At 70.0% G+C, this 20,676-nt stretch carries 20 protein-coding genes and 5 pseudogenes; 4 read left to right on the plus strand and 21 right to left on the minus strand.

Translation table 11 applies throughout. The features are described 5' to 3' along the window. Window positions 1–9: 9 nt before the first annotated feature. From ACFXJ5_RS13905 to ACFXJ5_RS13940, 8 genes are all read right to left on the minus strand, one after another. Complete coding sequence (locus ACFXJ5_RS13905) at window positions 10–783, minus strand: creatininase family protein (RefSeq protein ID WP_384630591.1); 774 nt, start codon at window positions 781–783, stop codon at window positions 10–12. Continuing rightward, the gene (locus tag ACFXJ5_RS13910; protein WP_384630592.1) at window positions 780–2,183 is read right to left on the minus strand and encodes an FAD-binding oxidoreductase; all 1,404 of its coding nucleotides are present in this window, start codon (window positions 2,181–2,183) and stop codon (window positions 780–782) included. Before ACFXJ5_RS13910 ends, ACFXJ5_RS13905 begins: the two co-directional genes overlap by 4 nt. Beyond that, window positions 2,183–3,352, minus strand: a complete 1,170-nt coding sequence (locus ACFXJ5_RS13915; protein WP_384630593.1) for a hypothetical protein — start codon at window positions 3,350–3,352, stop codon at window positions 2,183–2,185. Before ACFXJ5_RS13915 ends, ACFXJ5_RS13910 begins: the two co-directional genes overlap by 1 nt. A 55-nt stretch (window positions 3,353–3,407) precedes the next feature. Next, the gene (locus tag ACFXJ5_RS13920) at window positions 3,408–4,427 is read right to left on the minus strand and encodes an ABC transporter permease (RefSeq protein ID WP_384630594.1); all 1,020 of its coding nucleotides are present in this window, start codon (window positions 4,425–4,427) and stop codon (window positions 3,408–3,410) included. Continuing rightward, window positions 4,424–5,170 carry an ABC transporter ATP-binding protein gene (locus ACFXJ5_RS13925; protein WP_384630595.1) on the minus strand — a complete coding sequence of 249 codons (747 nt, stop codon included), beginning with the start codon at window positions 5,168–5,170 and terminating at the stop codon, window positions 4,424–4,426. The genes ACFXJ5_RS13920 and ACFXJ5_RS13925 overlap by 4 nt, the downstream gene beginning before the upstream one ends. 101 nt (window positions 5,171–5,271) lie before the next feature. Then, entirely contained in the window at window positions 5,272–6,474 is a 1,203-nt protein-coding gene (locus ACFXJ5_RS13930) for an amidohydrolase family protein (protein WP_384630596.1), read from the minus strand. Continuing rightward, a complete protein-coding gene (locus ACFXJ5_RS13935; protein WP_384630597.1) occupies window positions 6,471–7,358 on the minus strand; it encodes an MBL fold metallo-hydrolase in 888 nt (295 codons plus the stop codon). Before ACFXJ5_RS13935 ends, ACFXJ5_RS13930 begins: the two co-directional genes overlap by 4 nt. Next, window positions 7,355–7,858 (minus strand): flavin reductase family protein, encoded by a 504-nt coding sequence (locus tag ACFXJ5_RS13940; RefSeq protein WP_384630598.1) that lies wholly within the window; start codon window positions 7,856–7,858, stop codon window positions 7,355–7,357. The genes ACFXJ5_RS13935 and ACFXJ5_RS13940 overlap by 4 nt, the downstream gene beginning before the upstream one ends. Before the next feature lie 104 nt (window positions 7,859–7,962). Between ACFXJ5_RS13940 and ACFXJ5_RS13945 the strand changes: the two genes are divergently transcribed. Then, complete coding sequence (locus ACFXJ5_RS13945; protein ID WP_384630599.1) at window positions 7,963–8,568, plus strand: helix-turn-helix domain-containing protein; 606 nt, start codon at window positions 7,963–7,965, stop codon at window positions 8,566–8,568. A gap of 59 nt (window positions 8,569–8,627) precedes the next feature. Beyond that, complete coding sequence (locus tag ACFXJ5_RS13950) at window positions 8,628–8,831, plus strand: hypothetical protein (protein ID WP_384630600.1); 204 nt, start codon at window positions 8,628–8,630, stop codon at window positions 8,829–8,831. A gap of 29 nt (window positions 8,832–8,860) precedes the next feature. Here the strand turns inward: ACFXJ5_RS13950 and ACFXJ5_RS13955 are convergent, their stop codons facing one another. The 6 genes and pseudogenes from ACFXJ5_RS13955 to ACFXJ5_RS13980 form a co-directional block, all read right to left on the minus strand. After that, entirely contained in the window at window positions 8,861–9,664 is an 804-nt protein-coding gene (locus ACFXJ5_RS13955; protein ID WP_384630729.1) for a solute carrier family 23 protein, read from the minus strand. Continuing rightward, window positions 9,556–10,224: a solute carrier family 23 protein gene (locus ACFXJ5_RS13960; protein ID WP_384630601.1), complete on the minus strand. Its 669-nt coding sequence runs from the start codon at window positions 10,222–10,224 to the stop codon at window positions 9,556–9,558. The genes ACFXJ5_RS13955 and ACFXJ5_RS13960 overlap by 109 nt, the downstream gene beginning before the upstream one ends. A 13-nt stretch (window positions 10,225–10,237) precedes the next feature. Next, window positions 10,238–11,260: an isopenicillin N synthase family dioxygenase gene (locus ACFXJ5_RS13965; RefSeq protein WP_384630602.1), complete on the minus strand. Its 1,023-nt coding sequence runs from the start codon at window positions 11,258–11,260 to the stop codon at window positions 10,238–10,240. Between the two features lie 224 nt (window positions 11,261–11,484). Further along, window positions 11,485–11,970 carry a hypothetical protein gene (locus tag ACFXJ5_RS13970; RefSeq protein WP_384630737.1) on the minus strand — a complete coding sequence of 162 codons (486 nt, stop codon included), beginning with the start codon at window positions 11,968–11,970 and terminating at the stop codon, window positions 11,485–11,487. A 295-nt stretch (window positions 11,971–12,265) separates the two neighbouring features. After that, window positions 12,266–12,580: pseudogene (locus ACFXJ5_RS13975) on the minus strand (transposase domain-containing protein); the annotation flags it as partial. 232 nt (window positions 12,581–12,812) lie between these two features. Beyond that, window positions 12,813–13,613: a hypothetical protein gene (locus ACFXJ5_RS13980; RefSeq protein ID WP_384630603.1), complete on the minus strand. Its 801-nt coding sequence runs from the start codon at window positions 13,611–13,613 to the stop codon at window positions 12,813–12,815. A gap of 227 nt (window positions 13,614–13,840) precedes the next feature. Here ACFXJ5_RS13980 and ACFXJ5_RS13985 point away from each other — a divergent pair. Then, window positions 13,841–13,978: pseudogene (locus ACFXJ5_RS13985) on the plus strand (IS5/IS1182 family transposase); the annotation flags it as partial. A gap of 49 nt (window positions 13,979–14,027) precedes the next feature. Here ACFXJ5_RS13985 and ACFXJ5_RS13990 read toward each other — a convergent pair. The 7 genes and pseudogenes from ACFXJ5_RS13990 to ACFXJ5_RS14020 all read right to left on the minus strand — a co-directional run bounded on the left by ACFXJ5_RS13990 (window position 14,028) and on the right by ACFXJ5_RS14020 (window position 20,276). Then, window positions 14,028–14,990 carry an NAD(P)H-dependent flavin oxidoreductase gene (locus tag ACFXJ5_RS13990; protein ID WP_384630604.1) on the minus strand — a complete coding sequence of 321 codons (963 nt, stop codon included), beginning with the start codon at window positions 14,988–14,990 and terminating at the stop codon, window positions 14,028–14,030. 752 nt (window positions 14,991–15,742) lie between these two features. Next, complete coding sequence (locus tag ACFXJ5_RS13995; protein WP_384630605.1) at window positions 15,743–16,516, minus strand: DUF2182 domain-containing protein; 774 nt, start codon at window positions 16,514–16,516, stop codon at window positions 15,743–15,745. Then, window positions 16,517–17,167, minus strand: coding sequence for a DUF1326 domain-containing protein (locus ACFXJ5_RS14000; RefSeq protein ID WP_384630606.1), 651 nt, complete (start codon window positions 17,165–17,167; stop codon window positions 16,517–16,519). A gap of 106 nt (window positions 17,168–17,273) precedes the next feature. Beyond that, window positions 17,274–17,456, minus strand: a pseudogene (locus ACFXJ5_RS14005) (transposase); the annotation flags it as partial. 328 nt (window positions 17,457–17,784) lie between these two features. Continuing rightward, a pseudogene (locus ACFXJ5_RS14010) lies at window positions 17,785–17,943 on the minus strand (TetR family transcriptional regulator); the annotation flags it as partial. 5 nt (window positions 17,944–17,948) lie between these two features. Then, window positions 17,949–19,235, minus strand: a complete 1,287-nt coding sequence (locus tag ACFXJ5_RS14015; protein ID WP_384630607.1) for an MFS transporter — start codon at window positions 19,233–19,235, stop codon at window positions 17,949–17,951. A 9-nt stretch (window positions 19,236–19,244) separates the two neighbouring features. After that, on the minus strand, window positions 19,245–20,276 hold the full coding sequence (locus tag ACFXJ5_RS14020) for an aldo/keto reductase (RefSeq protein WP_384630608.1): 1,032 nt from the start codon (window positions 20,274–20,276) through the stop codon (window positions 19,245–19,247). A 110-nt stretch (window positions 20,277–20,386) separates the two neighbouring features. On the opposite strand from ACFXJ5_RS14020, the pseudogene ACFXJ5_RS14025 reads away from it, so the two are divergent. After that, window positions 20,387–20,623: pseudogene (locus ACFXJ5_RS14025) on the plus strand (LysR family transcriptional regulator); the annotation flags it as partial. Window positions 20,624–20,676: the final 53 nt, after the last annotated feature.

Here is a 20,676-nt window from a genome sequence, read left to right on the forward strand (position 1 = left end):
GGAAGGCGGTCAGGCGGAAGGCAGGAAGCGGGCGCATTCGCGCAGTGCGGCCGCGTTGTTGGCGATGGCGGTGTCGACGAGCTTGCGGCCGAGTTCGGGGGTGGCTCCGGTGGGGTCGCCGATGACGCCGTTGCCCGTACCGAAGTCGTCGCTCGTCCAGCCGAAGGAGACGGACTTGCCGAAGCCGATGTGCTCGTAGGCGGTCAGGTGCTCGGGGACACTCCGCTCGGCCAGCGACATGTCCACCGTCTCCGGGTGGAGGTGGAGCATCGCCGCGGTCTCGTTCAGCCCGCCGTGCACCCCCAGACCCAGCTCGCCGGACGGGGACGCGCCGCCCTGGTCCGCGGGGAGAGCGGCGTGCAGCAGGAAGGTGAACAGACTGTATTTGGTGCGGAGTTCGCGCAGAGCGACTCCCAGCAGCGCACTGTTGCCGCCGTGCGCGTTGAGGAACGCGAGCCGCCGGACGGGCCCTTTGGCGAGGGATCGTCCGAGGTCGTCCAGTACCGCGAAGAGCGTCGAGGCGCTGAGCCACAGTGTCCCGGGCGACCAGGCGTGTTCGTCGGACTTGGTGTACGCGAGGCCCGGCAGCAGGGTGATGTCGCAGCTGTCGGATGCGGCCAGGGCGGCGCCCTGAGCTATCGCCTCCGCCATGAAGTAGTCGGTGGCGACGGGAAGATGGGGCCCGTGCTGTTCGATCGCGCCGACGGGAAGGACGGCCACGGTGTCGGCGGACAGGTCGGTGACCGACGGTCCACTGAGGTCGGTGAAGCGGGTGAAGGTCATGGTCGGCGCGCTCCCAGGAGGTGGCCGGGGTTGAGCAGCCCCAGCGGGTCGGCGGTACGGGCGGTGGCACGGACGAGGTCGAGGCGCCGGTCGACGTACCAGTTGTGGACGTCATGGACGCCTACGCCCAGTGCCTCCAGGGCGGCGATCCCCTCGTACACGGTGGCTTCGTCCTGGTAGTGGGCCATCAGCATGCCGACGCTCCCCGAGCGCATCCCCTCCAGGTGCAGCACCGTCCCGGGGAAGACGGCCTTGACCGCCGCCGGGTCGCCGAGCAGTACGTCGCCGCCGATCTCCAGGTGGAAGTAGCCGTCCTGGGCCTTCATCAGGTGGTACGTGGGGTGGTTGAAGGAGAGCGAGGAGATGAGGGCGGGACCGCGCGGCGCGGGACGTACCTCCGTCACCCGGCCGCTGTGCTTCTCGATGATCGCCCGGGCGTCGTCCCCGGCCTGTTCCTCGATGATCGCGCGGACGCTCAGCGCGGCCGGGTCGAGGGCCGGGTCGGCCTCGAAGGTCTCGACGAGGCCGGGCTCGTCGAGGGAGACCAGGCGCGGGGCGGGCTCCAGGCGTACGAGGTCGCCGAGCGCGGCGGTGGCGGAGGTCCACGTGTCGAAGGAGGCGAAAAGGCCGGTCCAGACGCGGGCCGGCTGAAGTGCGACGGTCGCGGTCGTGGTGATGCCAGTGGTGCCGTAGGCGTGGATGTACGGGAGTGCTTCCTCGCCGCGTACGGTGAAGGGCTCGGCCTCCGCTGTGCACGGGATGACGGTCAACTCCCGTACGAAACCGTCCCCGTTGGTGCCGTTGGCGAGCGATCCCGTGCCGCCGTTCCCACCGGAGAGGAAGCCGCCGAGCGATGTCCCGAAGGTGGAGGGGAACATCCACAGCTCCTGGCCCAGCGTGTGCGCATGCGCCTCCAGGTCGGACATCTTCGCGCCCGCCTCGGCCCTGATCCACCCGTCGCCCGCACCCAGGATGCGTCCGCATCCGGTGAGGTCGAGGACGGCGCCGCCGTGGAGCGGGATCGCCTGGCCGTAGTTGCCGGTGCCTTTGCCGCGCGGGGTGAGCGGGATGCGCAGGCGGTGGGCGAGGGCGACGAGGGGCTGGATCTGCTCGTACGAGGACGGGCGCAGCACCACCTCGGCGCGACCGGCGGGGAGCTTGGCGGCGAGGATCGGCGACATGTGCGCCCAGTCGCGGGACGCCTTGTCGAGGGCGGAGTCCTCGCGTACGACGGCGTCCGCGCCCAGGAGTGCGGCAGCCTCCGTACAGAATTCCTCGATGCCGGGGGTGCGGTGCGTGGTACCTGTGCCGGCGTCCAATACCGCCTCGTCCACGACCAGTTCGGTCATCCGGCGCAGTTCGGTAGCGGAGAGGGTCGTGCCCTTGGGGTCGACGGCCATCACTTCATTCCGATCTTGGTGTCGATGAATGCGTTGGTCGCCAGGTCGTCGGCGCTGAGCCCGGCCGGGATCTTGACGCCGCTCTGCGTGAGGATCGGCCCGAAGGTCTTCAGGGAGTCGGTCACCCGCGTCTTGTCGAAGCTCGCGATCGATCCGTCGGCCTCGTTGCCGAGGATGCCGAGCTTGACCATCTCCTTGGCCGCGTACTGGCCGGTGCCCGTGGAGTAGACCCAGCTGGTGCCGTACTGCTTGACGATGTCGTCGATGAGCGTGACCGCGGTGTCCGGTGCGGCGGCGAAGTCGGCGGCCGACTGCTGGATGACGGGGACCAGCTTCTTCAGGCAGGGGCTGAGCTTCTTCAGCGCACCGGTGCGGACGGAGAGTGCCTCCGGGTAGACGGTGTAGCCGACATCGGACAGCAGTTGGAACTTGACCGGCTTCTTCCAGGCGGCGACCTCGTGCTCGTAGATGTACGGTTCCGCGGTCGCGAAGCCCTGCTGCGCGATGGAGGGGTCGGCGACGAAACGGGACGGTGAGCTGTCGTAACTCCCGTCCAGCTGGCTCTTCTTGATGAGCCCCTTCGCTACCAGCATCGGGGCGAAGACCTCGCCGTCGCGGTAGACGACCTTGGCGCCGCTCTTGCCGATGTCGGCGACGGTCTTCCAGTCCGGGTGGGTCTTGGGGTCCCACATCAGGACCTGCGGACTCTTCTTCATCAGCGCGGCGACCGCGGTGACGGGCTGCTTGCCCGCTGCCTGGATGGCGCTGTCGGTGGTGACCATGCCGAGGGTGATGGACTGGTCGATGTACATCTCCGAGGCGGGGGTCTGGTACCCGACGGCGCTGCCGCCCGCCCGTACCTGGATCTTGACGCCGGTGTCCTTGCCGCCGATGACGAGGGGGCCGGTGACCCGCTTCTTGTCGGTGTCGACGGTGTAGCCGGGGCCGACGAGGTTGTAGATCGGACCGTGTTCGGCCTCGGGCTCCCAGTCGGCCTGGACGACGACGGTGGCGGGACAGACCTTGTCGAGGCGCTGGGCAGCGGGGGCGGGCTTGAGGTCGGCGGACGAACCGGCGGCGGTGGTGGCGCCGGCGCCGCAGCCGGTGGCGGCGAGGAGGAGCGAGGCGCTCAGTCCCGCGACAAGGCTTCTTCTGGCGGAAATTGGCATGGCTGTCTCCCGGGAGGGGCTGTGACGAGGAAGCGGACAGGGGGGTGGGGCCGGCTCAGCTGCGTCCGGAGGCGTGCCAGGAACCGACGGCGAGGCGGGACAGGAACGTGAAGAGCGCGAAGACGGCGACCCCGAAGAGGGAGGCGAGGATGATCGCGGCGAAGAGGTCCTCGGACTGGAGCCGTGAGCGGTAGACGTCGAGGAGGGTGCCGATACCGGGCGCGCCCTGCTTGAAGAACATGTCGCCGACGATCGCGCCGATGACGGAGAGCCCGGAGGAGGTGCGCAGCCCGGTGAAGATGGCGGGGAGCGCCGCGGGCAGTTCCAGCTTGCGCAGGCGGGCCCAGCCGCTCGCCTTCTGGAGAGTGAAGAGGTCGTGGTGGGCGCGGTCCACGGACTGCAGTCCGAAGAGGGTGTTGGCGATCAGCGGGAAGAGGGCGATGAGGACACAGACCACGACCCGGCTGGTGAAGCCGAAGCCGAACCAGAGGCCGATGAGGGGGACGATGGCGAGGATCGGGACGGTCTGCAGGATGACGGCGTACGGATAGAGGGAGCGCTCCAGCCAGCGGGCGCGGCTCATCACGACGGCCCCGGTGATACCGAGGGCGGCGGCGATGGCGAGTCCGGCGAGGGCGACCTGCGCGGTGAGGGCGAGGGCCTGGAGCATGGGCTGCAGGTGGGTCCAGTCGAGGACGGCGACTTGGAGGACCTGGTGCGGGGGCGGTACGAGGAAGCGGCGGGCGGGGGCGAGGAGCAGGTAACTCACCGCGTACCAGAGGCCGATGGCGACGGCGAGCGAGCCGATGGGGGCGAGCAGGGCGACGGGGCTGCGGCGTGTGCGGACGGACGCCTCGGCGGCCGGGAAAGTCTCGACCGTGGCGCCGGCGGCGGCATCGAACTGGTGCACGGGGGTCTTCCCCTCGTGGGCCGGAGCGGCAGCGCTCGAACCGGTGACGGCCGGTTCGGAAGCGGCAGACGGTTCGCCGCTCGGGCCGACGGTGACCGAGGCGGCCGTGGTTGCGTGGGCAGTCGGCGCGTCGGCGGCCGTGGCGGCCGGGGTGTTCGCGGTCACTGGGCGTCTCCTCGCAGAGCTGCGGAGACCGCGCCCGCGATCGCGGCGAACTCCGGTTCGTAACGGAGCGAAGCGGGCCTGGGGTGGGCGAACGGGACCTCGAATTCGGCGGTGATGCGTCCGGGGCGGGCCGACATCACCACGACCCGGTTGGCCAGGAAGACCGCCTCGGTCACCGAGTGCGTGATGAAGAGACCCGCGAACCCCGTCTCGCCGAAGATCCGCTGGAGCTCCTCCTGCATACGGAGCCGGGTCATCTCGTCCAGCGCGCCGAAAGGTTCGTCGAAGAGGAAGAGCGCGGGGCGCATCATCAGCGCGCGGGCCAGCGAGACCCGCATCCGCATCCCGCCCGAGAGCTGTCCCGGCAACTGCTCCTCAAAGCCTTCGAGGCCAACGAGACGGATGGCGTCCATGGCGCGCTCGTGCCGTTCGGCCTTGGGACGGCCGGCCAGTTCGGCCGGCAGCGCCACATTGGCGAGGACGCTGCGCCAGGGCAGCAGGGTGGCGTCCTGGAAGACGTAACCGATGTCCCCGCCCGGGGTGCTGATCTCGCCCGCACTGGGGGCATCGAGACCGGAGGCGAGCCGCAGCAGGGTGGACTTGCCGCATCCGGAGGGGCCGACGACTACGACGAACTCCCCTGCGCCGACGTGGAGTTCCACTCCCGAGAGCGCGGTGGTCCCGCTGTCGAAACGCTTGTCGACGGCTACGAAGCTCAGCGCCGTCTGCACTGCTGTCGCCACGTCAACTCCATCCTGTGGGCCTGTGGTGCATTCACCGATGTTCGTAGCATCAACATTCATTGTTTCGGGGGGATGTCCCGGGCGTTTACGCCCTGGACCAGTCAGAGGACTTCGCGGATCACCGTGGTACGGCTCACCGCTCGCCCGCCCTTGAAGACGATCCGGTCCGGGTACGAGGCCCCGACAGCCCCGGAGAGCGAGTCGGCCCGTACGGCGAGGAGATCGGCGATCGCACCCTCGTACGGCCCTGCGGCGGGTAGCCCGAGGACCGTGCGGGCGCCGGTGGTCACCGCATGGACAGCCTCGGGCAGCGTCAAGTGACCTGCCGCGACGAGGAGTCCGGCGGTCTCCAGGGGGTCCGCCCTGCCTACCGGGTTGAAGGGGTCGCGGATGTTGTCGCCACCCCCGGCCAGGGGCACGCCCGCGTCCAGGAGTGCGCGTACGGCGGTCAGACCGCGCGGGGTGCGGGCAGGGGTATCGCGGCCCTGGAGGTAGAGGTTGGTGAGCGGCAGTGCGACGACCCCGATCCGGGATGCCGCCGCCTCCTTGGCGATCCGGGCGGCCTCGGCCGGGTCCAGGCCGCCCAGTCCCACGCAGTGGCTGGCGGTCGCACCGTGGGCGAAGCCCCGCTCCCGTACCGCCTGGGCGAGCAGCAGCAGATCCTTCGGGTCGGGGCGGAGATGCTCGTCCGCGTGCAGATCGACGCCTACGCCGTGCCGCTCGGCGATGGTCAGGGCGCGGGCGACTGCGGCCTGCGGGTCGTCGGAGAGGTGCGGGCAGCCACCGAGCAGGTCGGCCCCCAACTCCAGTGCCTCGTCGAGAACTTCGTCGGGTGACTCGATATGCAGCACGGCGATCTGCAGTGCGACCCGCTCGCTCAGCTCCTCGCGCAGCCGCAACAGCGCCCGCAGCCCCCGCAGCGGATCGGGGCCGGGCAGGACGTCCGCGTGAGTGCGGACGGCGGTCGCACCGTTGGCGACCAGCTCGTGCAACGCGCGGCGGGCCCTGACCAGCACGTCCTCCTCCGTCACCTGCTCGGCATAGCCGCGCCAGGCGGCGACCGCCCCCGGCAGGTCGCAGGGCGGCGCGCCGGCCAGGTCCCAGGTGAGGGCCTTGTCGAGGTGGGCGTGGGGTTCGGCGGGGGCGGGCAGCAACAGGAAGCCGGAGAGGTCCATCTCCTGGCACAAGAAGGAGAGTTGACCGGTCAGCGCGACGGCCGACACCCGCCCGTCCTCGATCAGTACGTCCCGGACCTGCCCTTCGGGCAGCCGCGCCCCGCGCAGTAGCAGTGCCGTCGCCGTCATCGTGCCTCCTCGCTCTCCGGTGCGGTGAGTACCGCGAAGCCGTCGAAGGCGTGCCACATCGCGGGCGCGCCGAACATGTCCTGGCGGCGGACCGGGTGGGTTTGTCCGCGTACCACCAGGTCGAAGGCTTCGGCGACCCGTCCCACGAAGTAATGGTCCTCACGGTGGCGGAGGTTGTGCCCCAACAGGGCTGTGCTGACCGGGAGTTCGGACAGTCGCCGGGTCGATGCGGCGAAGGCGGGTACATCGGCGCCCGGCACATGCGCGAAGAAGGTGCCGCTGATCAGGGTGTCGCCGGCGAGGAGCAGGCCGCTCTCCGGCTCCCAGAGGCAGATGCCGTCGGGCGAGTGCCCGGGGGTGTGCAGGACGTGCAGCCTCCGCCCGCCCAGGTCGAGCTGCTCCCCCTCCCTGAGCAGCCGGGTCGGGCGCACCGCGTCGATACGCCACTGGGCCAGTTCGGGCACGGGCCGCACCTCGATCCGCGAGTCGGTGAGGAAGAAGCCCTCGGCGGAGAGTGCGCCCAGCTCGGTGTAGCGCTGTCGCATGTCCTGGGCGATGTGCCCGTACGCCTCGAGCCACTCGCGCGGTGCGGGCTCGCCGTGCAGGTCCGCGCCCGCCTCGTGGACGGCGAAGTCCTTGGCCTCGCCCACGAGTGAGGCGTTGCCACCCCGGTGGTCGTAGTGGTGGTGGGAGTTGACGACGAGCAGCGGCAGCGAGGTCAGCGCGCGCACCTCACGCCCGATGTCCCCGATGCCCATCCCGGTGTCGTACAGCAGGGCGAGGTCGTCGCCCACGACGAGATAGCTGTTGACGTGCCCGGGCTCGGCAATGAGGAAGGTCCCGGGGCCGGTCTCCCGCACAGAGAACCAGTCGCGCCCGCTCATGCGCCGACGCCGTGGTAGCGGCGGGCGTGGTGGACGAGAGCGCTGACCCCGCCCTGGCCAGGGATGATCTCCTCGATGTCGGCTATCAGCAGCAGGTGGTCCCCGGCCGCCACCTCTTCCCGTACGCGGCACACAACGGCGTACGTGCTCTGCGCGAGCAGCAGCGGCACACCCCCCTCTCCCGTCGTCCACTCCAGCCCGGCGAACCGGTCGGCGGCCGGATCGGCGAAGAGCCGCGAAACGGATTCGCCGTCCGCGGCAAGGATGTTGAGGGCGAGCCTGCCGCCGTCCTGGAGCAGCGGCAGGGTGCGGCTGCCGCGCTGGACTCCGATCGCGACCAGCTGCGGCGTGCGACTGAGGCTCATCACGGCGGTGCTGGTGAATCCGGCCGGTGTGCCATCGGCCGCGGCGGCGGTCACCACGCAGACGCCGCCCGCGAGGGCGGCCATGGCATCGAGGAATCCGGCCGTGGCGGGTCGGTCGTCGGTGGTCGCGGTCATTCGGGCTCCTCGCCTAGAATGTTCGTCACATCAACATTGATCGTAGGAGACATGTGTTTCGCGGGAGTAAATCCCCTCCGAAGTGACCGCTTAGGATTTCCGTCATGGTTGACCGCCCCACCGAACCCCCCACCGGTACCCCCGCCGATCCGGACCAGCAGCTCGGTGCCGCGATCCGTCGGCTGCGCAAGAAGCGCGGCCTCACCCTTGTCCAACTCGCGGGCAGCGCAGGCCTTTCGCACCCCTTCCTCAGCCAGCTGGAGCGCGGGCTGACCCGCCCGAGCATGCCCTCGCTGCACCGGATCGCCCAGGCACTCGGCACCACCCAACAGGCCCTGCTGGCACACTCGGCCACCTCCCCCGCCGACATCCATGTCGTACGGGAAGGGACCGGCACCCCGGTCGCCAACAGCGGCGGCTCGGCCCGGATGCTCGGGGCACCCCAATTCGCCGTCCACCCGGTCGAGTACTCCGGAGGACCCACCGACTTCGAGGAGTACTACGACCACCCGGGCGATGAGTTCCTCTACGTAGTGCACGGCGCGATCGAGGTCGACCTACTGGGCCCCGCCGGCCGCGAACTGCACCGTCTGCACGCCGGTGACAGCCTGCTCTACCCAGGCGGAACCCCGCACCGCTGGCGGATTCTGACGGAAGATCAGGACCTCTCCGGGGTGCGCATCCTCACCGTACAGAACGCCCCTCGCTAGAACGCCGAACAAAGAGCGACAGGGGTAGAGGGCACCCCGGTGACGAGTTCGTCCACGTGGTGGACAGCGAGACAGAAGTCGAGCCGCAGACTCCGTCCTGCCCGCGTCTCGAACGCCTGGGCCCGGGCGACAGCCTCATCTACCCGGGTGGCGTCCCGCACCGCCGGCCTGCGCTCGGCGACCGCGACCGCGTCCGTATCCTCGCGGTCCAGAGCGCACTCGCCAGCCACGACCAGCACCCCGCCGACCCGAGCCCGCGCTGATGATGTGCGTGGTCGCCCAGGCACCCGCGCTACGGGACGTATTCCGCCCGGGTGGTGGACGTCGGCCGAGTCTGCTTCTCTGCCTCTGCCTCGCCGTCCGCCGTGCGTGCCGGGCGGGTCCGGTTGAAGGCCAGGTTCAGCCCGAACGCGATCAGGGTCGCGCTCGTCACGGGTGAGCCCAGCACGATACGCACACCGTCCGGGAAACGGGAGTAGAGGTCCGGTGCCACGTCGGGTGCCATGCCCACGCCGATCGACACGGCGACGATCAGCAGGTTGCTGGTTCCCTCGAACTCGACCTTCCGCAGTGTGCTGATGCCGACGGCGGCGACCGTGGCGAACATGACCAGTCCCGCCGCGCCCACGACCGGTCCGGGAAGCCCGGCCACCACCGCCCCCAGCTTGGGAACCATGCCCAGGGCAACCAGGATGGCGCCCGCGACGGTGGCCACATGGCGGCTGCGCACCCGGGTCATCGACACCAGGCCCACGTTCTGGGCGAAGACGGTGTCGAGGAAGGCGTTCATCACCCCGCCGAGCACCCCGGACAGCCCGTCGGCGGCCAGACCGCGCGCCATGTCCCCGGTCGTCAGCTCCTTGCCGGTGAGTTCGGCGACCGCGATCAGGTCCGCGGTCGACTCGGCGAACAGGACCAGCATCACGACACACATGGAGATGACCGCTACCGGCGGGAACTCGGGCGCGCCGAAGTGGAACGGAGCGCTCACCCCGATCCAGTCGGCGCCACGGGCGGCCGACAGGTCCACCAGACCCAGCGGTACCGCGACCGCCGTACCGGCCAGCAGCCCGAGCAGGACGCCGGTCTGGGCCAGAAAGCCCCGGCCGAACCTCGCCACCAGAGGATCACGATGACGACGAAGGCGGCGAGGGCGAGGCGCGACGGCGCCGCGTAGTCCGCCGCCTTGGGGTCGCTGCCGGCGACAAGGTTGACGCCGACACCGATCAGCGCCAGGCCGACCACGGTGATCACCACACCGCTCACCAGCGGCGGGAAGAAGCGCGCTGCCCTGGCGAACGGCCAGGCGACGAGCATGCCGAAGATCCCGGCGGCGAGCATCGAACCGTATACGGCCTGGAGCCCGTACTCACCGGCGATCAGGATCATCGGCGCCACGGCGGTGAAGGCCGCGCCGGCCATCACTGGCATACGGACGCCGAGCACCCGCCCGACGCCCGCGCCCTGGATCATCGTGACGACGCCCGCGACCAGCAGGTCCGCGTTGATGAGCAGCGCGATGGTCGAGGCATCGAGCCCGGCGGCCGCGCCGAAGACGAGCGGCACCGTGACACAGCCCGTGTACATCACCAGGACGTGCTGAAGACCCAGCACCGCGAGCCGCCCGAACGGCGCCCGCTTCTTCACAGACATCATCACAACAGCACCCCTATCGTGCGAAGTTGGCGGCGATTCGCTGCTGGATGTACTGCTCCGCCGTGATCGGCGGATACCGGCCCTCCGGCCCCTCGATCACCACGTCACGGTCGGCCTGGGCGAAGAAGGCGATGCTGTAGCGGGCGCCCCGGTCCTCGCCGGGGCCCGGGGACGTGACCCGGTGGAAGTTGGACGGCAGCCGGTCGTCGCTCCACCGCATCAGCATGTCGCCGATGTTGCAGGTGATGACGTCGGCCGAGGGCACGACAGGAGTCCACTCCTGCGCCTCGGCCTCCTTTCCCGGGCACACCTGCAGCCCGCCCTGCCCGTCCCGCTGGAAGAGCAGCGTCAGGCAGTCGAAGTCGGTGTGCGCACCGGCCCGCCACACGTTCGGGTCGGGCTCGGCGTCCTCGGGGAGCGCGAAGTAGTGCAGCATCCGCAGGGTGGACTGGTAGTGCGCGCTCTGCGGGTCGTGGGCGCGGGTGAAGAAGTCGCCGGCGAAGCCCAGCTTGTCGGCGAAGCAGGACAGGACCCGCATCGCCACCTCGCGGCAGCGCGCCTCGAAGTCGAGGGTCCGCGGCCGGAATTCGGGCCGTACGTCGTCGGGCCAGAGCCCCTCCATGTGAGGGCGGGTGACCTGGTACGACTCCTTCCGGTCCGGTGTCCCGACAGATGGCCGGACCTGGGTCATGGACTCCCACCCGGAGTTGAGGCCCTTCTTCAGCCCATGCCGGGCCTTGTGGGCCTCGGGCAGCGCGAAAAAGTGCTCGGCGTTCGCGAACGCCTGATCCACCAGGGCCTGCTCGATCCCGTGGTTGACCAGCTGGAAGAACCCGATGTCCGTGGCCGCCGCCCACAGCTCCTCGGTGATCTCGGCCTTGCGGGCCTCGAAGTCGGAGAGGTCGATGCGGCGGATCTCCCGCGCCGTGGTCTCGGTGCCGGCCCCGCCCATGCGGGTTTCCTTGTCGAGTTCGGCGAGGCCGTACGTCGATCGAGGCGTCGTGTGCGGCACAGCACGCGTTGTGATGTCAGTCATCGCGGCAAGTACTCCTGAGTACGTCGGAGGTGTTCTCCGAGTCCTACGAGGTGCAGTCACCGCCCCTGCACCCCCACCGCGGACACACAGAGGTCCGCGGGCACGGTCGGCCTCGGACCCGTCCGTGGGCCCGGCGCCGTGGGCTGGCATACGCCCCGTCGACAGGGGCCATGCGCGATGAAGCCAGCCTGGCGGCACCGTGTTTCGTCCGGGAACCAGTTCTGTTACTGGGACAGCACGTCCACGAGGAACGCCGCGGGAAGGCGGGCACTGCGACCGTCGCGCACCGGAAGGCACGCGTAGTCCCGGTCGCAACGCTGCAGCACGAGGTCGGCCCTGGGGGGCGACCAGGCCCAGTCCATCGCCGAGCACGAAAAGCTCGTCGGTCTCCTCGACACCGGGGACGCGGACCGGGCGGGACGGACTTGTCTTCCAGTAGCACCTCGGCGCCGTGGAAAGCGCGGACGCTGACCCGCACCGCCGACGTCACACCGCCCCGCCGTGCTGTCGGCGCACGTCACGGTGATCTGCGCGTCGATGACCCGCACCTTCATGGTGCCGATCACCGACAGGTACGAGCCGTCGGTGAGGCGCGCGAGGACCGGGGTGCGCCGGTTGCTGCGGAGCCGGCCCAGGAACAGGGCGCGGGGCGCGGTCACGGCGGCGGGGAAGCTGTTGCCGTCGAAGCCCTTGTCCCACAGCGCCAGCATGTCCGGCCGGATCAGGCGCAGGAGGCGGGAGGCGGGAGGCGTAGCTGGTCTCGCCCTCGGTGGTGGGGCCGAAGACCGCGCCGATCAGGGCCCTCGTTCCGGTCTCGACCAGCGTCATCAACTCCAGTGTGGGATAGCCATGGTGGGAGGTCCGGCCGAGCCAGGACCGGTTGCGCTCCGTGCCGAGGACCTTCTGTGAGCTGCGGCCGTCGAACGACACCGTCCGGTGCGGGCCGAACCGCCCCCCGGGTGTCGCCGGTCGGGCCAGCGGTGCCGCGAGCACCTCGAACAACGCCCCGACCGGCGTGGTTCCCAGCCTGCGGCGCAGATCGCGCAGGGCCTTCGGTGTCGGAGCGACGACCGGCATCCCGGCCGGCCCGGCGGTCAGCTTGTCCCAGACCAGCCGGTAGCCGACCTCGGGAAAGAGGCACATCGCGAGCAGGAAGTAGACCCCGACCCGGGAAGGGAGATCACGCAGCCGCCGCTGCACTGTCGGTGTCTCCTGAAGGATCGCATCGACCAACTCGAACGGCACGACGGCCGTCAGCTCGCCCAGGTGACCGGGCGCGAACCTCCCCGCAGCCACAGTGACCGTACGGGTGATGGCCATCACCGGGGCGGGCAGGACATGATGAGACGACAACGGAGCCCCTCGGGAACAAGCTGTCTTGGTCGACTGCCTGTACCAACGAGCTCCGTTGTTCTGCGTCCGAAATACTTCAACTAGCTTGCATGACCTGCGAAAACGCTAACTACGGGGCCTTGGGTAAACCCCACGCTCTTGCGGCAGGCACCCGCTCACGGAACAGCCCGAACAGCCCGAGCGGGCTCACGACGCCGCTTCAGTTGGCCAGGATTCCGATGCCGGTGTTGACGCCGACGATGCCCCCGGCGTTGACACCCGCATTGATCCCGGCGTCGACGCCCGCGTCGACCCCGGCGTTGACACCCGCATTGACATCCTCGTCGATACCGACGTTGGCGTTCGCCGCTTCGTGGACAACCGCGCCGATCTGCACCAGGCTGCCGACGACCACCGTGCCGCTGAGCGTGGCCGGGCCAACGGCGCTGACGCCGACGGTCGGGCCCGTGCTGCTGACGTTGCCGCTGATGCTGCCGCCGGTGAAATTGGCGGAGCCGCCCAGGGCGACGTGCAGACCGCCGCCGATGGCCGCTGTGTTGCTCTGGATGGTGACGGCGTTGCCGACGATGACGCCGCCGCTCTGGACCAGGATGCCGCCGCCCATGGTGGCGACCGAGCCGTTGGCGACGGTGAGGTCCTTCAGCGTGAGGTTCCCGCTCGCGCCGACGTCGACGATACGGAAGGAGGCGGTGGCGTCGCGCCGGATGGTGGCGTTGTGGCCTTCGATGGTGAGCTTCTTTTCGATCCGGGGCAAGCCGTCCTCGCCGGCCGCCGCCGTGGTCAGGGAGTAGACGCAGTGGTCGGCGAGGACCAGGGTGTCGCCGCTGGAGGCGGCGTCGATCGCGTGGGCCAGGTCTGCCCCGGCCGTCGCGCTGCAGGCCACGGTCACCGTGCCCGCCGCCTGGGCGGGCGCCACGGCGGGGAAGGCCAGTATCGAGCCGGCCAGCGCCACCGTGGCCAGGGGGCGTATCGCGGTCGTGATCGTCTTGCGGCGTGTCATCTCTTGTCCTCGCTTTTCGCGCTGGGAGCCACCATGACTCCCGGCCTTACATGACAACGCCGCCCCCATCTCCTGGACTCGACATGTTCCCGGCAAGGCGGCGGCGATGGAGGTGTAACCGCGCGACAGCGAAGCCATACCCGACACGCCACAGAATCCAGATATTTCACCCGAAAAGATCACTGCCCGCCGACCCGGCACCGGGCAGTCCGGCGGATCACGTGCGGAGGCAGAGGGGGACCATCACGCACCGCCTGGCCCGACGCGGCATTGAGTCCTCCACCCGTCTGGGCCGTCACCGCGGGGTCGTAGAACCGTCCGTGGCGTGGCTCGCCGGCTGCCGCCGACTCCACCGCCGCTACGAACCCGTGGCCGGTAAGGCCGGTGGTGGCCGCGCCTGGCGGGCGCTCTCGGTCAGTGCCTCCCGGCTCGGCTCAGGGCGTCCTCGGCCTGCGCGGCCAGGGTGGCGACGAGGTCGGCTGCAGGTGGGAGGTCGGTGATGAGGTCGACCGCCTCGCCGGCCCACACGGGCAGCGGGGGAACCTCGCCTCGTGCCACATCGTCCTGGTAAGCCCGCTGCGCCTGGGGATCCGCAGCGAGTCCCGCTTCCCGGCCCCGCCATTGGTCAAGGTAGCGATGGCCCAGAGTGCGAGCGGTGTACTGCGAGGGCCACCGGGAGCTGCGGGCGATGTCGAGGACGCGGTTGCGTTCGGTGTCCTGCCCGCGTCCCTCGACGATCGCGGTTGCGATCGACGGATGGACCAGGGCTTCCGCCGTGGCCTGGAAGCGGGTGCCGATGAGCGCCCCCGCCGCGCCCAGGGCCAGGGCCGCGGCCACGCCGCGGCCGTCGGCGATCCCGCCGGCCGCGAGCACGGGCACGGGTGCCGCCAGGTCCACCACCAGCGGCACGAACGGCAAGGTGGACCGTCCGTGCCGGGCGCCGTGTCCACCGCTCTCCGTGCCCTGCGCCACGATCACGTCGGCGCCCAGATCCACCGCCTGCCTGGCCTCCTCCACACTGGTGACCTGAATGATCAGTGCCGCGCCCGCCCGGCGGATGCGCTCGGCGAAAGGGCTCGGGTCCCCGAAGGACAACATCACCGCCCTGGGGCCGTGCTCCAATACCCGCTCGACCGCCCCGACGTCGATCGCCCAGGTCAAGAGGCCGACACCCCAGGGGCCCGCGGTGCCCTGCGCCACGATGGGCAGCTCACGGGCCAGCCAGTCCGCGTCCCCGTTCCCGGAGCCCAGCAACCCGAGCCCGCCGCCGCGTGAGACGGCCGCCGCCAGTTCACCACCGGCCGAACCCCCCATCGGCGCCAGCGCGATCGGATGCCGCACACCGAACAACTTCGTGAACGCCGTCGACAAGGTCATGACCATCATCATGACCCAGGCCACCACCCAGGGGCAGCCCCAGGACGCCCGCCGCACAGATCAGACACTGTGGCTTTCGTGGCCAGATGACTCCCCGCCAAATGACCGCGAGCGGGGAATCGCAACGGTTCTGATCCACTTGTTGTGGAGCCGTGACTTGCCGTCACGGACGCCTGGAAGGATGGGCGTTCGTGTGACTGCAGCGTGCTCTCGACCGCCTTCCCCCACCTGTCGACGGTGATGGTGGACGACGTCGTGGTGGACGACGGACTGATGACCTTCTCGGCACGTACCGCGACACGGCAGGCCGTGTGCCCGGGGTGCGGGACACGGTTTCGGACCGTGTCCACGGCGGGTACCGCAGGCGCCTGGCCGACGTGGCGGTGTTCGGGCACCGGGCCGTGATCGACGTGCTCGTGCCCGGTTCATATGCCCGGCCCAGGAGTGCCATCGCCGGACCTTCTTCGAGCTCAGGCGCGGCGCCAAGCAACCTGACCCGGCCACAGGCTCGCCTGGCCCGACCAGGCGCGGTCGCCGTCCTGCCCGCGGGGAAGGTCGGTGGGCCGCACAGCCGCATCGTGCGCGTGTTCTATTTTGAATGCGAGCGGCATCCGGTCCAACATCGACGGCTGGGTCACGGCAGCGTGCCGTGGCACCTCCCCGGCAGGACGCGCCACGGCACGCTTCTCGGAGCAGCGTGCGGCGCGTGACCGGTCCTCCGGATGAACGCTTTCTTCCCGGCGAAGAGTCGCTCACATGGGCATGGTCGGCGGCACGTGCAGTCCTGGGATCAGGCTCGGGTTCCAGGGCACGAAGCAGGCGTAGCCGATCAGGGCGACGCCCAGAACGAGGCTGAACGCCTTGCCGCGGCGCCAGGTCTTCTCTAGGAACACGGCCATGGCCAGACCGGCCATCCAGGCGAGGTTCATCACGCCGACCACGATCAAGACGACCATCAGGCCCCAGCAGCAGCCGACGCAGTAACCGCCGTGATAGAGGCCGACGCGCAGGTCACGCAGCCGCCCGGAGTAGCCGCCGAAGTGCATGAGGAAACCGACTGGGGAGCGACAGTGGCTCAGGCAGCGGTCCTTGAGCGGGGTCACCTGGTACAGGCCGGCCCCCGCCAGCAAGAGGGCGCCGACCCAGGGCGCGGCGCTCGGCGCCCTGGTGGCGAGTTCGCCGCCCGCCCAGGCCGCGCCGAACGCGGCCAGCCCGAAGGCCTCCCACGCGCACAGGTAGCCGACGACCAGGCCGGTGCTGCGGCCTGCGCGCGTCCAACCCGTCGCGTGGGCGCGCAGTGTCCGCAGATACAACGAGACGACGGGCGTGACGGCGGGGAGCATCATCGCGGCCATCATCAGCCCCCACAGGGCCAGGAATCCCCACAGGTCGCGCCCCATGGTGCCTGGCCCGGGCGCCATGCCGGACGAGCTGCGGACCGTCAGAACCCAGGCCAGCGCTGCCGCAGCCAGTAGCGCGGCCCAGCTCGCCGGGACGACGGCCCGTCGAGCAAGCGGTGGCGACATTCAGGCCGCCCAGGAGAACGGCGCCGAGAAGGCGTTCTTCCCTTCGTTTCCGAACTCAAGGCCGAAGGCGTTCACCCGCGACCTCGTCGCGACTCCGGCCGCGAGGGTGTCCGCAGGGAATCCGACCCCGCTGACCCTTACGCCCTTTCCGGTCGCGTCGAGCGGGGAGACGAAGTCCTCGACTTCGATGGCGATCGCGTCGCCGATCGTCACGCGGTGGCTCCGGCCGTCATCGGCGTAGTCGATCCGGGCGACCTCCAGCCCGAGCATCTCGCCGACCAGCGGTCCGAGGTCCTCCATCGGGCCGCCGCGCTGACCGGAGAAGACCGCCCCGAGCGCTTCGGCCTGCTCCGGCGAGGCGGCCTCGTCCATGATCATGCCCAGCCGCCAGTTGCCTTCGCTCATGAGCGGCGGGGTATCGGCCACCACGGCGACCGTCAGGCCGCTCACGTCGACATCGTCGACCTGGCCGGAGTCGAGGTGGAAGGCCAGGACCACCTGACAGCGGTCGTAGTCTGCCGGAGCCGAGAGGCCGGAGGTGGAGCAGGGACACACCATATTGCAATTGCAGTTCTCGAAATACGTCCCCTCGATACGCCATGCCATCGGAAGCTCCCTTCCTGAGGCTGAGGCACACGTCTGGGACTCCATTCTCCGCCCTCGACGATCACCCGGCAACGCGCGGGCGGTCAGGTTGACGGCGTCGTGACAAGCGGTTCTGATCCACTTGCGCGGGGCCGTGACTGGCTGTGACATCGAACTCGCTCAGCACCGAATGGTCGAAGCGCGGATCATCCAGCTCCAGGCCCCAGCAGCACTTCCAGTCCAATCGGCGGCGGACCGTCTCGGCGGCCTGCCGGTCGGTGAGGTTCTCCGCGCACTGCAGCACCGACACCAAGGCCAGCCTCGCGGGCGACAGGCCCGCCCGCCCGTCGGCGGAAGACCCCACGCTGCCACCCCGTCGAGTGCAGTTGTTGAGCCAGAACCACGATTCGTGAATAAAGCCATTCGTCGGGCAATTGGCCAGGATGGTGATGTGCCAGGTCTCCTGCGGGCCGCTCGGCGGGGAGTTTTTGCCAAGCTCCGCGAACTCGACGGCCATGTTGAAGTCAATGACAGCTTTTCGACAGGCGTCCGGCACACGTCCGTGGATACCCGCCGTCCTGTTGCCAGCCGCGCTGACCTCGAAGGTCACAACGCTCGGGGCGCTGGATGAGGGCAGACCAGTCCCAGTTCGGGAGCGCGCGCGTCGACCGCGTCACCGAGCGCACCGCCACTGCGGCCGACTCGCCGACCCGGCGATCGCGCACAAAGCGCGACCGGCGGGTGGCGCCCGGCCGGGCGCGCTCCGGGAAGAGGTCATCCTTGGCCGGAAAGTAGCTGTAGAAGGTGTTGACCGAGACGTCGGCCGACTCTGCGATCTCCGCCGGCATCATCCTCGTTCAAGGGAGGGGCGGCGCTCCAGCCGTGCACGTTCGACTTCGCTCAGAGCCTCGATTGCGGTGTCGTCGCTGGTGGCGCCACGGGTGTCGTGGTGTGCGGAACGGCGACGCTCCACGCGGACGGCGCCTGCCGCCAGGATGAGGCCGGCGGCGACGAGCACGGCGGCGACGGCGTTGGGTGAGTTGTATCCCAGGCCCGCCTCGATGGCCAGGCCGCCGAGATAGGCACCGAGGGAGTTGGCGATGTTGAACGCCGCCTGGAGGGATGCCGCGGCCAGGTTGGGCGCGCCGCCCGCGATGGCGATGACCCGGCCCTGCAATGCCGGCAGGCCGGCGAGCGCGGTCAGCGGGAACAGGAAGACGAGGAGCGCCGCGGTGACCCGGTTGTGGTCCGCGCCGATGAAGGCGAGCGCGACCGCGAACTCAGCGATCATGGACAGCAGGAGGGTTCGCGCCGGGAAGCGGTCGGACAGTCGCGCCCCGGCCAGGTTGCCCGCGGTCATGCCGAGTCCGAAGAGGACCAGCAGCCAGGTCACGCTCGAATCGGCGTAGCCGGTGATGTCGGTCATCATCGGTGCGATGTAACTGAAGGTGGCGAACAGCCCGCCGCCGCCGAGCATGGCGGTGCCGAGGACGAGCCAGACCTCCGGTTCGGTGAAGGTGCGCAGTTCGGCTCGCAGTGCCCCCCGCTGGGCGGAGGCCGGCGCGGAGGGCACGGCGCGGGCGATCGCGGCCACAGCGGCTGCCGCGATCAGGCCGACGATCGCGTAGACCAGCCGCCAACCGGAGTGCTGGCCCAGGAGTGTGGTCAGCGGCACTCCGACGATGTTGGCGACAGTGAGACCGGCGAACATCACCGCCATGGCTGTGTTCCGGCGGGACTCGTGGACCAGGGATCCCGCAACGACCGCCCCGGCGCCGAAGAACGCGCCGTGCGGCAGGCCGGTCGCGAACCGGGCGAGCATCACCAGACCGAAGGTCGGGGCGACCGCCGAGAGCAGGTTGCCCGCCGCATACCAGCCCATGAGCACGATCAGCACGGTCTTGCGACGGTGGCGCATTGAGGCGGCGGTGAGCAGTGGCGCGCCCACCACCACCCCGAGCGCGTAGGCGGCGATCAGCTGGCCGGCCTGCGGAACCGGCACCGACAGGTCTGCGGCCACCTGGGGAAGGAGCCCCAGCATCACGAACTCGCCCGTGCCGATGGCGAACCCGCCGACGGCAAGTGCGAGCAGAGCGGGGCGCTCCGAGCCGAGCCGTCCCGAGCCGATGGTCATGATCGCCCGTCAGCTGGAGGTGTTCAGGGCGCGCGAGCGCTGCTGGACACCCGGGGTGCCGTACGGATAGTCGGACACGATCGGTGAGCTGGCCTCGGTGAGCTGCGCTGTCTCCTTCTGCGACAGGTGCAGGTCGGCGGCGGCAAGGTTGTCGTCGAGCTGTCCGAGCGTGCGCGCACCGAGGATGACCGAGGTGACTGCGGGCCGGTCCGCGACCCAGGCCAGTGCCACCTGTGCCAGGGACACCCCGCGTCCCTGGGCGACCTGCCGTAGCGCGTCGATGACCTGCCACGTGCGCTCCTGCGCATTGCGCGGGGCGTAGGCCTCCATGCCACGCCGCGGATCCTCACCGAGCCGGGTCGCACCGGTCGGGCTCTGGTCGCGCAGGTACTTCCCGGTCAACCAGCCACCGGCCAACGGCGACCACGGCAGGATCCCGATGTTCTCGTTGCGGCAGACGTCCACCAGTTCGAACTCGATGTCGCGGATCAGCAGGTTGTACTGGGGCTGCAGTGTCACGATCGGCGCGAGCCCACGGAACTGCGCCAACAGCGACGCCTTCTGAAGCTGCCAGCCGAGGAAGTTGCTGACGCCCGCGTACCGGATCTTGCCGTCGCGCACCGCGTCGTCGAAGAAGCCGAGTGTCTCCTCGACCGGGGTCAGCGGATCCCAGGCGTGCGCCTGGTAGAGGTCTATGGTCTCGACCCCGAGCCGCCGCAGGCTCGCGTCCAGTGCCCGGGAGAGATGAGTGCGCGTCAAGCCGGCGGCGTTGGGCCCGTCCCCCATCGGGAAGCGTCCCTTCGTCGCGATGACCAACTGGTCCCGCACCCCCGGCCGAGCCGCCAGCCAGCGGCCGATGATCTCCTCCGACACCCCGCGGGAGTAGACGTCGGCGGTGTCGACGAAGTTCCCGCCCCGCTCGACGAACCGGTCGAGCTGGGCGTGGGACACCTCCTCGCTGCTCTCCTTGCCGAACGTCATCGTGCCCAGACACTGCGTCGACACCACTGTGCCGGTGCTGCCCAAGGTGCGGTACTCCATCGGTCTACCTCCAGGGTCGGGATCCGATTCAGAGTCTGCTCATCGAGGATTAAGCCGTCCAACAGCGGAATCTGATGCCTTTGAGCAGCGGGAGTGATTAATCGTGGAAGTTGCGGCAGTTTGAGTGCTTCGTCACCGTTGCCGAGGAGCGCCCCTTCACGCGCGCGGCCAAGCGCATGCACGTCGCCCAGTCCGGACTGTCGGCCTCGATCCGGTCGCTCGAACGTGAACTGCGTGCCGATCTGTTCGTGCGTAGCGCCCGCCGGGTCGAGCTGACGCCTGCGGGCCGGGCCTTCCTGGTCGAGGCCCGGCGCGTGCTGTCGGTGAGCGATGCCGCCCGGGACGCCCCCCCCCCCCCCCCCGCGAAAATAACCGCCTGGTCCAGGCGGTTGTCCGCCGC

This window comes from Streptomyces sp. NPDC059373 (assembly GCF_042751495.1).
In the GTDB taxonomy this organism is placed as follows: Bacteria; Actinomycetota; Actinomycetes; order Streptomycetales; family Streptomycetaceae; genus Actinacidiphila.

What these genes read in the sequence shown, in the direction of transcription:
- ACFXJ5_RS13945 (WP_384630599.1), top strand. Translation starts at nt 7,963, where the DNA reads ATGGTTGACCGCCCCACCGAACCCCCCACCGGTACCCCCGCCGATCCG.
- ACFXJ5_RS13905 (WP_384630591.1), bottom strand. Translation starts at nt 783, where the DNA reads ATGACCTTCACCCGCTTCACCGACCTCAGTGGACCGTCGGTCACCGAC.
- ACFXJ5_RS13935 (WP_384630597.1), bottom strand. Translation starts at nt 7,358, where the DNA reads ATGAGCGGGCGCGACTGGTTCTCTGTGCGGGAGACCGGCCCCGGGACC.
- ACFXJ5_RS13915 (WP_384630593.1), bottom strand. Translation starts at nt 3,352, where the DNA reads ATGCCAATTTCCGCCAGAAGAAGCCTTGTCGCGGGACTGAGCGCCTCG.
- ACFXJ5_RS13990 (WP_384630604.1), bottom strand. Translation starts at nt 14,990, where the DNA reads ATGACCTTGTCGACGGCGTTCACGAAGTTGTTCGGTGTGCGGCATCCG.
- ACFXJ5_RS13980 (WP_384630603.1), bottom strand. Translation starts at nt 13,613, where the DNA reads ATGACACGCCGCAAGACGATCACGACCGCGATACGCCCCCTGGCCACG.
- ACFXJ5_RS13965 (WP_384630602.1), bottom strand. Translation starts at nt 11,260, where the DNA reads ATGACTGACATCACAACGCGTGCTGTGCCGCACACGACGCCTCGATCG.
- ACFXJ5_RS14000 (WP_384630606.1), bottom strand. Translation starts at nt 17,167, where the DNA reads ATGGAGTCCCAGACGTGTGCCTCAGCCTCAGGAAGGGAGCTTCCGATG.
- ACFXJ5_RS13970 (WP_384630737.1), bottom strand. Translation starts at nt 11,970, where the DNA reads ATGCTGGCGCTGTGGGACAAGGGCTTCGACGGCAACAGCTTCCCCGCC.
- ACFXJ5_RS13995 (WP_384630605.1), bottom strand. Translation starts at nt 16,516, where the DNA reads ATGTCGCCACCGCTTGCTCGACGGGCCGTCGTCCCGGCGAGCTGGGCC.
- ACFXJ5_RS13940 (WP_384630598.1), bottom strand. Translation starts at nt 7,858, where the DNA reads ATGACCGCGACCACCGACGACCGACCCGCCACGGCCGGATTCCTCGAT.
- ACFXJ5_RS13930 (WP_384630596.1), bottom strand. Translation starts at nt 6,474, where the DNA reads ATGACGGCGACGGCACTGCTACTGCGCGGGGCGCGGCTGCCCGAAGGG.
- ACFXJ5_RS14020 (WP_384630608.1), bottom strand. Translation starts at nt 20,276, where the DNA reads ATGGAGTACCGCACCTTGGGCAGCACCGGCACAGTGGTGTCGACGCAG.
- ACFXJ5_RS13960 (WP_384630601.1), bottom strand. Translation starts at nt 10,224, where the DNA reads ATGATGTCTGTGAAGAAGCGGGCGCCGTTCGGGCGGCTCGCGGTGCTG.
- ACFXJ5_RS13910 (WP_384630592.1), bottom strand. Translation starts at nt 2,183, where the DNA reads ATGGCCGTCGACCCCAAGGGCACGACCCTCTCCGCTACCGAACTGCGC.
- ACFXJ5_RS14015 (WP_384630607.1), bottom strand. Translation starts at nt 19,235, where the DNA reads ATGACCATCGGCTCGGGACGGCTCGGCTCGGAGCGCCCCGCTCTGCTC.